Annotated in this window: 8 protein-coding genes; 5 read left to right on the forward strand and 3 right to left on the reverse strand. The window is 49.2% G+C overall.

Annotated features, from left to right (window positions below; all coding sequences use genetic code 11):
* The first annotated feature begins 522 nt into the window (after window positions 1-522).
* A complete protein-coding gene (locus DQG13_RS29620) occupies window positions 523-1,335 on the forward strand; it encodes a class I SAM-dependent methyltransferase (RefSeq protein ID WP_113023811.1) in 813 nt (270 codons plus the stop codon).
* Window positions 1,336-1,762: 427 nt separating this feature from the next.
* Here DQG13_RS29620 and DQG13_RS29625 read toward each other — a convergent pair whose 3' ends face one another.
* Both DQG13_RS29625 and DQG13_RS29630 read right to left on the reverse strand, forming a co-directional pair.
* Window positions 1,763-2,677, reverse strand: a complete 915-nt coding sequence (locus DQG13_RS29625) for a glycyl-radical enzyme activating protein (protein ID WP_113023804.1) — start codon at window positions 2,675-2,677, stop codon at window positions 1,763-1,765.
* Window positions 2,677-4,956 carry a pyruvate formate lyase family protein gene (locus tag DQG13_RS29630; RefSeq protein WP_181593090.1) on the reverse strand — a complete coding sequence of 760 codons (2,280 nt, stop codon included), beginning with the start codon at window positions 4,954-4,956 and terminating at the stop codon, window positions 2,677-2,679. The genes DQG13_RS29625 and DQG13_RS29630 overlap by 1 nt, the downstream gene beginning before the upstream one ends.
* 302 nt (window positions 4,957-5,258) lie before the next feature.
* Between DQG13_RS29630 and DQG13_RS29635 the strand changes: the two genes are divergently transcribed.
* From DQG13_RS29635 to DQG13_RS29650, 4 genes are read left to right on the forward strand one after another with little or no spacing between them, the layout of a single operon-like run.
* A complete protein-coding gene (locus DQG13_RS29635) occupies window positions 5,259-7,187 on the forward strand; it encodes an S-layer homology domain-containing protein (protein ID WP_113023806.1) in 1,929 nt (642 codons plus the stop codon).
* 12 nt (window positions 7,188-7,199) lie between these two features.
* A complete protein-coding gene (locus tag DQG13_RS29640) occupies window positions 7,200-8,264 on the forward strand; it encodes a peptidylprolyl isomerase (RefSeq protein ID WP_113023807.1) in 1,065 nt (354 codons plus the stop codon).
* A gap of 38 nt (window positions 8,265-8,302) precedes the next feature.
* Window positions 8,303-11,515: a CBM96 family carbohydrate-binding protein gene (locus tag DQG13_RS29645; protein ID WP_146767236.1), complete on the forward strand. Its 3,213-nt coding sequence runs from the start codon at window positions 8,303-8,305 to the stop codon at window positions 11,513-11,515.
* A gap of 24 nt (window positions 11,516-11,539) precedes the next feature.
* Window positions 11,540-14,461 carry a golvesin C-terminal-like domain-containing protein gene (locus DQG13_RS29650; protein WP_113023809.1) on the forward strand — a complete coding sequence of 974 codons (2,922 nt, stop codon included), beginning with the start codon at window positions 11,540-11,542 and terminating at the stop codon, window positions 14,459-14,461.
* 356 nt (window positions 14,462-14,817) lie between these two features.
* On the opposite strand, the gene DQG13_RS29655 is transcribed toward DQG13_RS29650, so the two are convergent.
* The gene (locus DQG13_RS29655) at window positions 14,818-15,321 is read right to left on the reverse strand and encodes a TlpA family protein disulfide reductase (protein ID WP_113023810.1); all 504 of its coding nucleotides are present in this window, start codon (window positions 15,319-15,321) and stop codon (window positions 14,818-14,820) included.
* Window positions 15,322-15,967 lie beyond the last annotated feature (646 nt).

Raw genomic sequence — 15,967 nt, forward strand, 5'->3', positions numbered from 1 at the left:
CCCGAAAAAGACCATAACGCAACAGAGTGGTTTAATGGGGAACGAATTTACGAGACGTTGTACTAGCCGGTGACAAAGGCTTATAGCCGCAGAGCAAACCACCCGTTTGACGGGTGGTCATGATTATTTACTAATTCAACACTATTGTGGGCTGCTGGCCGCTGCATTGCACTTGAAGCTAAGCGGAGTGTTTTTGTAAAATGATAATTTCTATATCGTCTATGCCAAAATTTGTTCTAAAATAAAATCAAAGGATGCTCACTATACACGAGGCCCTACTATGGTGATAGGCGGGGGGGGGGCTTATTGGTATTCGTTTATGTGATTATTGGTATTTCTGTACATCATTATGGATGTCAGCTTACTGGTGGCAAGATGGCAGAAAGGTTATGCCGCTTCGGCGTTATAATAAATTAAAAACGAGAGGGTGTCATTATAATGAAATACACAGTTCTGGCCATCCCAAAACAATATAGGAGGGCGACTATACTTTAACCCTCCTACAATAAAATGGAGGAACATATGTCATTTAATTGGATTAACCCAAACGATTTTTCCTTCAACTGTATTTTGCTCATGGATAGATACCTTGTGAGGAGAATTTGCACACAAAGTTTTGGCAACCACGAAGAATACCAAAGGCACCTTGGCATAGCGCTTGCTAACAATCCGGCAATAAAATGGTACTGCAAGGCGAAAGCTCCCGAAGTGGCTGAAACGGTTGACAAACTGGTTTCATCAGCACCTTCTAATTGTACCGCTGAAGAAATCAAAGCTGCCGAGTGTTTTGTTCTCGACCGGCATGACTGGGCTGTTGTTTACATGTATCCGAATGTTATGAATACTAATTGCCCTTATATTTACGAATGGGATAAACAAAGACTCTTTGAACTTGCCGACTTTGATGGGAAGATCGTTCTGGACGTAGGAAGCGGTACGGGACGGCTTGCGTTCGCTGCTGCCGAAAAGGCAAAGCATGTGTATGCCAGCGAGCCGGTTGATAAACTGCGTGAGTTTATGCGTGAAAAAATTAAGCGTGAAGGCATAAAAAATATGACTGTGCTTGACGGATTCGTTGATTGCCTTCCATATGAGGATAGCACTTTTGATATTGTAATGTCAGCTCATGTTGTCGGTGACAATTATGAAACTGAACTCACCGAACTTGAAAGAGTTGCCAAAAACGGTGGATGGGTTCTTGATTGTATGGGTGAAGATGACAGAAAGAAGTTATTAAGCGATGAAATGGTAAAGAGAGGATACGAATATCTTTATTATGTCAGCAAATTAGGCGGCGATGTTTACCGTTACAGGAAGCAGGTTATTAAGGGTTAACTGGATAAAGGACGAAGTCGCACCAAATAAGTAGCAGAAGGGGCTGTCCGAAAAGTACCCCAACGTGAATACATATTCGGCAGCCGAATCTGGCTAACGAATCTCTATCACGCTATTTCGCAAAAACGGGTATGATAAAAAATCTAACGAATCTATATCGCGTTATTCGTCTGTTTGAACGCATTTCGGCGCAAATTCGGACAAATAGCGATACTATGATTCGTTAGATTTCAAACATGCTCGCATATAGTCAAATAGCGATACATAGATTCGTTAGCGTCTCTACCATTTTTGANGCTGGCTTCTTTGCCTTTGGAGCCGCAGGCCGGGACGGAGCCCCTGACGAAGGGCTTGCCCGCGCGCAGGGAGCGAAGTGTGCATCCCCCCAGCCTCCACAATAAAATCCCTTGCCCGCAAGCCCACCCCATTACCCCTTTTTTACCGGGACGTCGGTTCTCTCCTGGATCTGCCGGACCCATTCCTCCCACTGCGCCTGCTCGGCATAGCCGGTTTCCTCCAGCGGATACGATTTGCCGATTCGATGACTCTTGGATTTGCCCATGGGATGGTAGGGCATGATGTTGATTTCCGTGATATTCCGGAGCTTGCCTGCCAGCGCGGCGATTGCATGCAGGTGATCCGTCCTGTCGTTCATTCCCGGAATCAGCGGACAGCGCAGGATGACCGGAGCCCCCAGCCGTTCCAGCTCGAACAAGCTGTTCAGGATGATATTCAGACGGACTCCGGTGTAGAGCAGGTGATTGCCCGGATCGCTTTCTTTGAAATCAAACAGAATAAGATCGGTATTCTCCTTGATTCGCCGCCATCTGTGAACGGGAGCAAACCCGCTGGTTTCGATGCATGTATGAATGCCGGCTGCCTTTGCCAGAGAGAGCAGCGCCTTCGTAAATTCAAACTGGGCCATCGGCTCTCCTCCGGAAACCGTCATTCCCCCGCCGGACGCGTCATAGAAAGCCCGGTCCTCCTCCACAATAGCCATTACCGCTTCCGCCTTGGCGCTGTAGCCTTTGATTTCCAGCGCTGACTGTGGACAAGCCCGGGCGCAATCCCCGCAGGCGTCACAACGGCTCCGTTGGATGTGACGGCCGTTATCCTCTATCCGGTGACAGCCTTTGCTGCAAACGGTTGTACAGATGCCGCAGAGCACACATTTCTCATACAAATCATAAAGCTCCGGCCGATAGGATTGGGATTCCGGATTATGGCACCACAGACAATGCAGAGGGCAGCCCTTCAGGAACACGGTGGTCCGCAAGCCCGGTCCGTCGTGAAGCGAGCACCGTTCCAGCGCAAAGACGGTACCTTGCGTCTGTGCCGTCATCAGTACATGGTCCTTCGGATTATGTCCTCCTGGATGCCTCGTTCCAGATCAATGAACCGGGCGGTCCATCCGCCTACCCGCACCAGCACGTGCGGGTATTGGTCGGGTCTCTCCAGAGCGGCCTCCAGGTCCTGTTTATTGACCACCGTGATGTTGGCCTGCAAGCCTCCTTTGGCAAAAAAGGCAGAGAATAAAGCCTCCAGCTTGGCGCGCTCCCCGGTAAAAAACTCCCTGGACAGCTTAAAGTTTGTCACGGCTCCTCCGTTGGCCGGGTCCACCTTGGCTGCGGATTGCAGAAGGGCCGTAAGGCCGTTCCGGTCAAAACCGGAGGTGGGGGAATTGCCGATGGCGTACGGCTGGCCTTTTTTTCGGCCGTCGGCAGTTGCGCCGCTGCCGAAGCCCATTCCATAACCTCCCGGGTTGACGCTGCTCACCGTATGGAAATCCAGGCCAACGGTCAATCCCGCTTCCCGTGCGGCCCGGTTGATGTCCTTGTACAGCATCGCCAGCGTCTCGTCGGCTTCCGGATGGTTATTCCCGTATTTCGGGGCATTCAGCAACAATTTTCTCAGCGGTTCCTGATTTTCGAAATCCGCATCCAAGGCAGATACCAACTGAGCCAGCGTCATGCGCCGTTCCCGGTAAACCAACTGCCGGATTGCTGTCAGGGAATCGGCGGCATTGGTAAAGCCGTGGCCCATTGCGCAGCCTCCGATATACCGCATTCCTCCATCAAAGGCAGAGCGCCCCCGCTCCAAGCAGTCATCGGTCAGCAGGCTGGCGTAAAGAAAGGCGCACTCCCTCGGGTACACCTCACGTATTTTTTGGTAGGCTCTGGCGGATAAATCCGCGGCAAACCGGACCTGCTTTGTGAATGCCTCGTACAGCTTGCCGAAGGTATCCAGGGAACTGATGCTCCCGGTGCAGGGCCCAATCCGGTTTCCCTCTGCATCTAAGCCATCATGCAGGGCTGCTTCCAAAGCTTTGGGAATGTTCCAATTGGTGTCTAGCATACTGGGGCTTAACCCCGCCAGCATATATTCTCCGCAGCCGAGGGGGTGATAACGCTCTGCGGTGTTTTCGGAAACTCCGAAAATGCGGGCAATGCCGGGAATAATGGCATCATCGTTGTAGAGCAGGGGATACGTGCAGCTTTCATGAATGGTGTCGTACGCGGTTTTGAGCAGCAGCGGGTTTTGCCCCTTGTGAAAACGCAGCATCAATTGGGGAGTCACCTGCTTATGGCGCTTGGTGGCCTCCATGGCAATGAGCGCCACGCGGTCCGCATGCTCCCCGTTGCGCCTTCCCTTGCCGCCGATTCCGATGCGGCAGGTGGCAGCTTCACCGTTTTCATGAAACAGCCGCCAAAGAGAGGCCAGCATTCCGACGCCTTCTTCCTCGGTGATGGCGCCCCGATCCATATCATGGGCATACAAGTCTCCAAGAGCTACATCCAGGCCCCATGCTTCCAGATGTTTGCCTCCCGACACCAGCACGTATAGCCAAACCAGCTGAACGGCTTCCCGGAAGGATTCCGGAGAATGGGCGATGATCCCGGCCAGCGACCGGGCGATTTCCTCCAGCCTGCAGCGCTCATCCGGATTAACGGCCTTCCGGGCCAAATCCCGGGCTTGGGCTTCGTAATGGCGGCAAACCTCCTCCAGCACCTCGACTGCAATCAGCAATCCGGTGAAAAAGCCGGTTTCGCTGTCTGTATCTTCCGCGGCAAGCTTTCTGGAGAGGATATCCTCCTTCAACCCCGGAATCCCCTTCTGCACCAGACGATCCAAATCCAAAGCCAGTGAAAAGCCGTTGCTGTACCCGGAAATTTGACCCGGCTGGCTCAACTCGTGGGCAAGCTCGTCGTCCCAAGAGCGGATCATCTTCAGAATAGTCGCTTCCTGCCTCCAGAATTCCGTTAACTCCTCCAGCAGCTTCTTCTCCTGCGGATTGCCCGCAAACCGGCGAACAGCAGCGAAGTCGAAAACATAGCCGCCTTGTTTGCCTTCCATCAGCGGTTTATGGAGATGCCCCGGAAAAGCGGCCCACCAGATGGAGCCTGCATAAACAATCCGCTCCCCCGGTCTGCGGCCGGCAAACCAGTCTTCCATCCGGATTTCACCCATAAGCGCCGGGTATTGCTGCTTCAGACACATGGCTTCCCGGATGGCCGCAGGGTCATGCCGATGCCTCTTATAGGTATTGGTAAACTCTACCGCCTGGGCGACAAGAGGACTGATTCCGGAATCCTGCTGCCCGGTCATATCTGAAAGTGACATTGTACCACCGTCCCTAATAGATTCAATTGAATTCCCCCCTTTCATTAAACCTAATGGGGCCGCGCGCAACAATACAGCTTTATGACATACCTACGGTTTTTGTTACTTCAGGGTCACATTACAAACAAAATCAAGATTAGAGTCATATTACTGTATAGCTCAACCCCTCTGTTTATTGATTTAATTAGAGGACAATCCGGAAAGGAGAGGGCTATGTTCCACTTTTATGAAATTTGCATTGGAATTTCAAGAAAGCCTGCTTCGTTGGAAATAACCGTATTTTTCGGTAGGGAGGCATATCAGTGAAGAAATCCATAGCCAAGATAGTCGTTATTATCATTGCCGCCGCATTTATATGGACGAGTACCAGCATGACAGGTATAAGCAGTGTATCGGCTGAGACCAATCACCAGGGAAATCAGGCTGCTCCGTCATTGTTGGCTGAAGTCAATTCCGATACCAATGAAGTCCGAATACATGGCTATATCGCTTCCAATGAAGGGAAATGGTTAACAGTCGTTGTGACCAATCCCAACCAGTCCATAGACTATATTGACCAGATCAGAAGCGGCCAGGGAGGAAGCTACCTGTTTTCCTACAGGATCGGCAACGCGGTGGAAGGGACATATACGGTTCATATCTATGATGTTGAGTCGGATAGGCTGTTAACAGGGACCTTTGTATATCAACCGTCTGATAATGGCAGTTCCCCATCGCCGTCGCCCACTCCAACACCAACGCCAACGCCTGCGCCGGAGGAGCCTGCATCGGAGGGGCCTGCACCGAAGCCTGCGGGAGTCGGTGATATGCAGCAAAAAGTCAAAACTATCGCGGCAGATATAGAGAAATCCAATATTACAGCCAAAGAGGCGCTTGACCGGGCACTGGAAGCGATAAAAAATGCTGCGGGGCTGAATGACAGTGAAAAGTCCCAGCTTCGGGATGATTTGGCCGCTCTGGCTCAGATCGTGCTCAGGAAAGCCGGCAGTGTGGATCAGGACGCCATGGACAGGACAACACGGGATCATACTTTGGCAGCCCGTTTGAGCAAAGCCGTTGTTTTAGAAAAAATAACCCTGCTCAACGAAGCTGTAGACGAGCTGTCCAAAAGCCTGAAAAAATCCGGGTTTGATCATGCAGCCGGTATAGGTATTGGCAGAAAAGAATTGACGGTTGCCTTTCATGACAACGAGAACCGGAATGTCAGCGTAGGGCTTTTGGCGGAGTCGTTAAATCAATTGGCTGCAAATGATATATACCTCTCCATAGAGAACCGGGAGGTTGCCTTTACAGTACCGCCCGGGGCTTTAACAGACCCGGAAATGAACGAAATGGCAGCCGGCAGTTCTATTGAGATTTCTGCGGCGGAGCTGGATGAAGCTGAAACGGCAGAATATGCCGGTATACTCCGTTCATCTGCTGCTGCAGATAACAGCCTCATTCTGAAGGGCAAGATATTCGACTTGAATGTGGAGGCCATTGAAGGCAGTACGAGAAAGAAGCTGGAGAGCTTTAAGGGGAAAATATCCGTAGAATTATCTTACACAGGCGCGCCGGTTCATGAGGATAAGCTCGGGGTTTACAGGTATAACCCTGAAAGCGGAGCATGGGACTACGCAGGTGGAAAGGCTGATAGGGAAACGAAGAAAGTAGTCTTTGGCACAGGGCATTTCAGTCTTTATGCTGTCATGGAATATATCCGTTCATTTGAAGATATTAAAGATCATCATGCTCGGGAGGATATTGAAATCCTGGCTTCAAAGCATATCCTTTTTGGCGTAGACAGCCATAAATTTGAGCCTGACAGAACCATAACAAGGGCGGAAATTGCCGCTATTCTGGTCAGGGCACTTGGATTGGATGCGCTTCCATACAACCATACATTCAGCGATGTAGAGCCGGATGCATGGTATGCGGATATTGTGGGAACCGTTGCGGAAGCCGGTCTTTTTGAAGGCGATGCTGGCAAGTTCAGACCCAATGACCGCATCACGGAAGAGGAAATGGCAGTCCTGGCCATGAGGGCTTATTACCGCGCCGGCGGGAAAGCGCCGGAGGCCGGTGGCCAAGAAAGGCTTCTTATAACCGATGACGTCAGTTTATGGGCTGTTGGGGCTGTAACATCGGCGCTCAGGCTTGGTCTTATAGAGGAAGGGATTCAACCGGGAAACCATCCGTCCCGCGCCTGGTCGGCAGTGGTGATGAGAAAGCTTCTGGATCTTGTTGGATAGGAGCGGATTCGCTTGAGAACTGGGAAAAAGCTTGATTTGAAGAAAAAAATACTGGTTCTGGCATCTATTATGGTCCTGCTCTCATCTGTTTCACTGGTCATACACAGCTATGCGGGTTTAAATGACGCCGATATCGTTGCGCACATCGACGGCGAGCCGGTAACGGTGAGGGAGTATGCTCAGGCGTTGCTGCGGAAAAGGGCGGAGGTTTATGCCTATTTTAAACAGGCTCACGGTGTAGACGATCATCCGGAATTCTGGACAGGCGATTATGGCGGAGAAGTGCCCCTCCATAAAATAAAGGCGGAAGCCCTGGAGGACATTGTGCATGTGAAGGTTCAGCAGATTTTGGCAAAGGAAAAGGGACTTGTTCAGGACATCTCCTATGAGAGCTTTCTGAAGGAGCTGACAGCCGAAAATGCCAGACGGCACGATGCGCTAAAAAAGAATCAGGTCATTTATGGTCCTAAGCAGTATGACGAAACGGGCTACTTCGATATTGTCTTTGACAATATGAGGGCTGAGTTGAAAAGGCAGCTGCAAGATGAAATGGTTTTTACTGAAACTGCGTTTGAAAGCTTCTACCGGGAAAATATCAATCAATTTAAGCAGGGCGATTCCGTAAAGATCCAAAAAATATCTGTAAAATATCCGGATCAGGCGGAAGCGAAGGATAAGGCAGAGTTGGTCATCAAGGCGATCCAAACCCGGATCAACAACGGGGAGGCTTTTGAAAGTCAAAATCTTTTGCCTGAAATTAAGCTGGAGGAGCAGAGCTTTGAACCGCAGACTGCCAAAGCCGACGCCATGATGTGGCGGGATTTGCTTGATGCGGCCCAGAGGCTGGAGGCAGGGCAAATCAGTGAAATCATTGACTACAACGGCGCTTTTTATTTAATCAAGTGTATGGAAAGAACCCAGGGAGCAACCATTCCGCTGGATGAGGCAAAAGATTTTATCAAGCTGGAGCTTTCTGAAAAGGAATATAAAAACAGCCTTGCAAAGAGGATTGCAGATGCGCAGGTGGTTATCAACGACAAGGTTTACCAGAAGATGGACGAAAGGTATGTAAGATAACGGCTGAATACCAATCTGCAGGAAAGGAAAGGTACATTATGACTAAAAAACGAAACAGAATCATTTCAATCCTTTGTATCATCGCAATCCTTTTTGCATCATTTGGCTTTCTGGTACAGGAAGAGGCGGCGTTTGCAGCATCGATAGACGGCAGAACGACTTTGAATCCGGCAGCCGATGCCTACATAAGGGGCAGTGAACAATATGCCGGAGTGAATTATGGGTCCAATCCAGTGCTGGAAGTCAGAAATCAGGGGTTTGCGGAAGGGAACCGCCTGGCATATTTTAAATTTGATTACAATGAAGTAAGCGAGGATATTGATGCGGCAACACTCAGACTGTATGCCGCCACAATAGGCCAGGATGCCACCCGGACTGTAAGCATTTACGGTACTGCCGACAAAAGCTGGCTTGAATCCGGGATTAAGTGGAATAACGCACCCACAAATTCTACATCGCTGGACGCTAACCCGGCTTTTACCCATGTGGGAGATATCGCCATAACCAATCCCACGCCAGGGTCCGTATACAGGGATCACGAGCATGGAGGCGTCGGGTTTTGGTATGAAGTGGATGTAACGGAGTATGTGCAAAGCCAGCTTCATGACAAAATCGTGTCGTTTGTAGTGCTGATTAAGAATTCGGCGGATACGAACCATGTCAACTTTAATTCCAGGGAAAATGCCGGCGCCAAGCCGGAGCTTGTCATAGAGACGTCTGAAGGTAACCCGGGAGGTCCGGCTGAACCGGATGCACCGGCTGTGTATACTCCAAAAGAAGATACATACGTAGCCGGCTCCAATAATACAACTCCGAATCCTTTTTATCAGGAGAATAAGCTGGAAGTCAGACATCACATGACAGGCACCAACATTCGCAGGTCATACATCAAATTTAATTTTGCCGATTTTGACAAAAATATCGAGAAGGCAACTCTGAGGCTGCATGCTGCAACCATTGGCGCTACGGATAGAAGGATTGTAGAAATCGGCGGTGTGGTCAACACCTGGTCGGCGAATACCGTTACATGGAGCGGCGCGGGTACGGCAGCGCCTTCCGCCAAGAATGCCAGCACTTTTATAGCAAATTTGGAAATCCAGAATCCAACCCCGGGTACCCAGTGGACCGGAGGGCAGTGGTATGAAGTAGACGTAACAAACTATGTAAAAGACAGGATCAACGATCAGGAAGTGTCTTTCGTCTTATGGATAAGGGAGACTTCTGTCAACGGGGAAGCGGCAAATAACCAGGTCATCTTTCATTCCGCCGAAGCTGCTGAAGGAAAGCCCCAGTTGGTATTGACACCGCGGGGAGACAAGTATGAAAATGAGAATCTTCCAAAGACAGTATCGCAGAATGTTTATCAGTTCAATAGTCCCGATCCTCTGGCCAGCAAAGGCAGTGTAAACATTGTTAATATGACCGGCGTGGGGGACTATATCGAATATTCAGCAGATGTGGGGGAATCCGGCGTATATTCCGTCAAGGTGAACAACAAAACGGATTCGGACAGAGGCATCTATCAGCTCTATATTGACGGCGCCGCGCAGGGGCCGCAAGTCGATCAATACGCCAGTTCCGCAGCCTATACGGAAGAAGACCTTGGAATGGTAGCCATAGAAGCGGCAGGCGTCAAAATCTTCAGGTTTGAGATTGCAGGGCAAAATGACGAAAGCTCCGGGTATAATTTAGGGCTCGACTACATCAGGCTGCAAAAGGCCCAGCTTGAAAAGGTCTCCGCAGTAACCGCCAATCCGCCTGCCGGATTGCTGGAAGCGCCGACGGATGTACAATTGTCAACGTCAACCGCGGGGGCGACCATCTATTATAAAATCGATGCAGCTCCTTCCTGGACAGAGTATACCGGGCCTATCCATGTGGACACGGCCCAGAAAATCACCGCGAAAGCGGCTAATCCGCCATTTATGTACGATAGTGATATCGTGGAGTTCAATTACCGTTTTCCGGTGAATACGGACGTATCGATAAAAGCAACCACAGCGGGTGTCTCCCTGGATGGGATTGTGGATGCGCAAAGCGGCGAGTGGGCAGGAGCGGAGCTTATCAAGCTGGAAGGTACAACAGACGGTACAGGAGTGCGGACTGCCGACGTTTTTATGAAATATGACTATGAAATGCTTTATATCGGCGCAAAAATCAAAGATCCGACGCCTATGGTCAATGCCCATACCGGGTCAGGCATTTGGAATGGCGACGCTCTTGAAATCTTTATTGGGGACGAGGATCTGGAATCTTCTGTGTATCCGCCAGGGGGCATGGCGCCCAGTGACAGACAGATTGTCTTAAGCGGCGGAACAATAAACGGATACCAGTCTTATCTGAATGTAGGCGGCGTAAATTCTTACCCGGCCATGCTGATGCATATTAAGCCGGATGCGGATGGCAAGGGCTACACCATGGAAGCAGCTATTCCCCTTGAAACACTGGGTTTCATAAAACCATGGCAGAACGGGGGAACGAAAGCCATTATGAATGTGGTTTTAAGTGATGGCGGCTTTGGCGGAAGAGGACATTGGGGCTGGACGACCAATGGAGAGCAGACGAAGAAATCCAGGGGGCTGTGGGGGAAGGTTGCCTTTGAAGCGGCGCCCGATCCTGCGGATGAAATTGAAGCGACGGCAAATGTGGACTCTGGAACCCAAGCGGTGACTATTACCGGGCGTACGTTACATGTGCAAAACAAATTTGTAGCCATGCTGGTCAGAGATCCTTCCGGGAATGTTTCCACCTTTGAACAGGTGCGCAGCGATGGAAACGGTTATTTTACCTTCCATTATCAACCCGATGGAAGCGGAGCGGGCAGCGGTGTATATTCGGTCCTCATCGGCGGGGAAGGGATATCCGTCCCGAAGGAGACTTCCTTTAGCTTGACAGATGAGGAAGAGGAAACAGGCAATGGCTTTACCATCGGGCAGGTGCAGTTTACCGATTTCTCCGGCGCTGCAGTCACGGAATTGACAGGTTCCGGGTTCATTATGGCAAACATAACGGTGACCAATGATTTGAATGAACCGGCACAGGCTTCCATGATTGTTGCTTTGTATAATGCAAACAACACTTTGCAGCGTATCGGTACAGTGGAAAAAAATATGACGGCCGGTGAAACAGCCGTTATGAGAGCCGGGTTCGATCTTCCGGCAAATATAGCAAACAGCCGGATAAAAGTATTTGTATGGGATAGTCTGGAGGGGATGCTGCCCTTATCCGATGTAGAGGTATTTCCCAATTAGTGCCACTTGTGAGGAGGGTATACAATGAAAGCAAAACCAATTGTCCAGAAGCTCATTTCTTTGATGCTTATAGTTGCATTGGCGGTTTCCATGTCTGTCTCTGCGTTTCCTGCAAGTGCTGCCGCTGAAGTCGGCACAACGTATTATATCGATTCTGCCAACGGAAATGACAGCCGTGATGGGAAGAGTGAGAGTACAGCCTGGAAAACGCTTGCCAAGGTGAATGATAAAACCACTTTTCAACCCGGAGATCAAATTCTGCTGAAAAGCGGTTCGGTGTTTACGCATACGTTTACCGGCAATAAAAGCGAAGGCGCTTTGATTTTGGCAAGCTCCGGTTCGGAAGGGCATCCCATCGTCATCGGCAGCTATGGACAGGGGCCCAAGCCGATTATTAACGCCAATGGCGCATATGCCGCAATACGTGTTAAAAATCAGCAGTATTTTACCATCCAGGGCCTTGAGATCACCAACTATAAGATCAGCAATCCGGATGATTTTTTGACGGAATATTGGAGAAGGTCCGGTATCTGGATTTCAACCGAGCATCAGGGCGCCAAAAAAGGCATTACCATAAAGGACATGACCATCCATGATATTAATGGCATGTCCATCACCGGCGAGACCACAGTAACAACTGTGCAAGGGGATACAAATGTCAATAAAAACGCCAATGCGGGAATATTGTTAAATGCCTGGAAATGGACGCAAGGTACGCCGGATGCTGTTTATGAAGATGTATTGCTTGAAGACAATCATATTTATAACGTTGCAGGTCCGGGTGTCTCCATAGACGGCCATATGCAGAATCCGTCAGGCTATAACAAGAATGTTGTCATCAGAGGGAACACCATCAACAACACCGGCGCCGACGGGATTATTGTGGGCGTCACTCAGGGGCCTGTTGTTGAGTATAACGTCAGCTACAATGCAGGCCGGTACGGAAACGGCTCCAGATGGATTGCCGGTATGTGGTTTTGGAGAACCGACACGGCTTTAATGCAATACAACGAGGTAGGGCATGTCTATGCGCGGGAAAAGGCCCATTCAGATTCTGCTGCATTTGACACCGATATCCTGGCAACACGCGACCATATCTTCCAGTACAATTACTCCCATCATAATGAGGGCGGATTCTACATGGATATGGGCAGATTGGTCAACGGCAAAAACATCCTCCGTTACAATATCAGCGTCAACGACAGGCGGGACGGCCACAGCAGCAATGTGATCAACACCACCGACACCGGCATTTTTTACAATAATGTTTTCTATAATGATCAGGGTACGGGATTTTCGATGAAGGAAAACCCCAGAATCACCTTTGTAAACAATATCTTCTACTATACCAGCAATCCGTCCGGAGCATATGTTGCCCAATACCCCGCCAGCGCCCAGTTCTATTATAACGCGTTCTACGGCCAGCCGGCTCCGGCCCAGGCAAAGGCCAGCATCATAGGGGACCCGATGTTTGTAAACCCTGGCGGCAGCGGTGACGGCAGGCATACGGTTGACGGCTTCAAGCTGCAGCCCGGTTCTCCGTTGATCGGGGCGGGAGCGGCCATCAGCGACAACGGCGGCGAGGACTTCTGGGGCAACCTCCTGTACTTAGGCAGAGGGGATATGGGAGCCTTTGAATCCCCGGGAAGCACAGCCGGTGAGACAACTGAAGCGCCGGCAAAGCCGCAGGTTGCTGTTGTTGAGGTGCTGGATACCTTTGTAAGGCTTTCATCCGGCTCCATGGAAAACGGTGTTCCGTTAAATGCCGATATTTTCGATGCGGCTACCGATGAGAAAATCGCCTCTGCATTTTTCAGCAATGAATATACCATTACGGGCCTGACACCGGATACGGCCTATACGTTTTACATCAAAGTCATCAATGCCGCAGGAAATTATTCCGAGAAAAGCGACGATATTCAGGTCACAACCCGGAAGTCCGTTTTGCTCCGTGAGCCGGAAGGGGTTAAGGTGGGGAACTGGACCGTTTCCACCACTGACCTGACAACTTATGACGGTATTATTTCACGGATTCCGGCAGGAAGCGGGCAAGGAACCTTAACCTGGGCAACGGACATTCCTGAAACCGGCTACTATGCCATATATGCCTGGACCACCAGGGGCGGGGCCGGCAGAGCCAGAAATGCGCCTTATACCGTACACTCCGGCGGACAATCCAAAACATATATCGTGGATCAGACCCCCTTGTCACAAGGATGGAAGCATCTGGGCATCCAGAAGCTCCAGCAGGGAACCGGCGGGTATGTGCAGATCAGCGACAATGCTGACGGAACAGTAACGGCTGATGCTGTAAAATTGGTTTATCTCGATGATTACAGCTTTGATGATATTGAATCGGTCATGATCAGCGCAGATAAGCTTCAACTTGGCGTTGGTGACACGGCCAGACTTACGGTAATGGGTGTTGACAGGCTTGGAAGACAATTGGACCTGGTCTTCGACGGCGCCGAGCTTGAGTATGTGGTTGATAATCCGGAGATTGCTTCCTTGCAGAACGGGATTGTAACCGGGGAGACAGATGGAATTACTTCTATAAGTGTCAAGGTTATGTTGGACGGCGTTCAGGTCACCAGCAACAAGCTTGAAATATTTGTAGGCAGGGTGTTCCAGATATACGAACCCGAATTCACAAATGCCGGCGGCGCAGCTATAGACTCACTGGTTCAGGGGACGGTGAATACCTCTGTAACCCTGATTAATTCTACGGAAAGAAAAATGAGGGTAACCTTGATTGCCGCGTTATACTCCGCTGAAGGCCTTGTCAAATACGGGACAAATGAAAAGGCGGTAGCGGAAAACAGCACCGTAACCTTCAATGTGGGGCTTACCATGCCGGAGGATCTGACAGGCCACTATATGAGAGTCTATCTCTGGGATAGCTTATCCACACTGCGGCCTTTGACCGACGTTACACTATGGCCTTAAAATATCAGGAGACAAGAAACGGCCGGGTTTCATAACCCGGCGTTTTTTGTCTCCTGTCATGTTTATGGCGGACCGCGGCGGCATACTGGAACAAAGAAACGATCAAAACTCAGCAGTGGTTTGTTCGGCGAGGCTATCTCCCGGCTAGCCGGACCGACGATCCGCTATTTAGCGAAAAATGGCTGCTTTTCATTTTATCCGGACCGTAGGTCCGTTATGTGGCGAAAACGGTTCAGTTTGGATGGTTTTTCGGGGCAATAACGAACTCTGTGTCCGCGAAAATCCCAAAACCGCGAAAATCGGCAAAATAGCGGACGTACAGTCCGTGTAATCACCAACTTGTTAAACCATGCAATTCAATATGTTTTTATGGCGTTGATAAATTGCGCTTCGATTATATCAATACTTGATGCGCCAACGATTCTATTTATTTCCTTGCCGTTTTTATTGAGAAAAATTAACGTGGGGAAACCAGGCGACTTGTATTGTTTATGCAAGCTGCTTTCCTCATCCAGCAACACGGGGTACTTAATTTCATACTTATTGACATAATCGATTACTTCTTCTAAATCATCACGATTAATGATGTTCACTCCATAAAGATTGATTTCATCTTTATACTTTTCATACAAAGACACAACTCTAGGGGCGTCTTCATTGCAGTAAGGGCACCATGATGTAAAGAAAAGAAGAATAGTAGGTTTATCTTCAAAAGTTATATTATGTTGAATACCGTTTATATCGGCCAATGAAAAACTTGTTGGCTCCTTTTCATTTAAATTTCTGTAAAGCGTTATTGAAGTAACACCTGCAATTAAAAGCAAAATTAAGATGGCTGAAATTTTTTTGGCTTTATTCATTTATTAGGGAGCCTCCTACGATACCTGATACCCATTCTTGTTCCTCCAATTGGTAGTTTAACCTGCTCTTGGCCTTTATTTCGACATGGAATTGCACATTCCTTCTAATGAAAAAGACCTCCATAATCTCTACCTCCATGCTGTTTGCGAAATTAAACTCGTTTGCTCCATAATTTTTGGGGCTATGAGCCAACTACAGGGGTAGAGCGCATTGCTGACAGCGTTGAGGTCAGGGGTTCAATCTCGCGCAGGGAGCGAAGCGGACGAGCACGGCATCTGAAACCACTGCTGGGATCTGTTCCGGTGGAAAAGCATCGTCAGCAAGTTTAATCGATGCCTCGGACATTCCTCTAGGATTAACCAAACGCATATGTAAACAAAATAGATACCGTTTTTCCGTTATTAACTCTATATGTGAAGGTCTGTGTGTTATTTATAAGAAGTCGTGATTTTGAAATTCAGCTTTTATTTAATTACCCTACCTACAAAAAACCAAAAAAGATTTTCTTGTTGTAATATATAACTCAACTTTCGCACCTGAAAAAATAGCTTAAACCCTTGAGTACGTAAGAATAACTTAGTAGATTTGCTCATATTGACAAAAGCACCCTACTTGTTTGGTATCATGGAAGTGACGAGCTTACCA

This window comes from Paenibacillus sp. YN15 (assembly GCF_003285005.1).
In the GTDB taxonomy this organism is placed as follows: domain Bacteria; phylum Bacillota; class Bacilli; order Paenibacillales; family NBRC-103111; genus Paenibacillus_AR.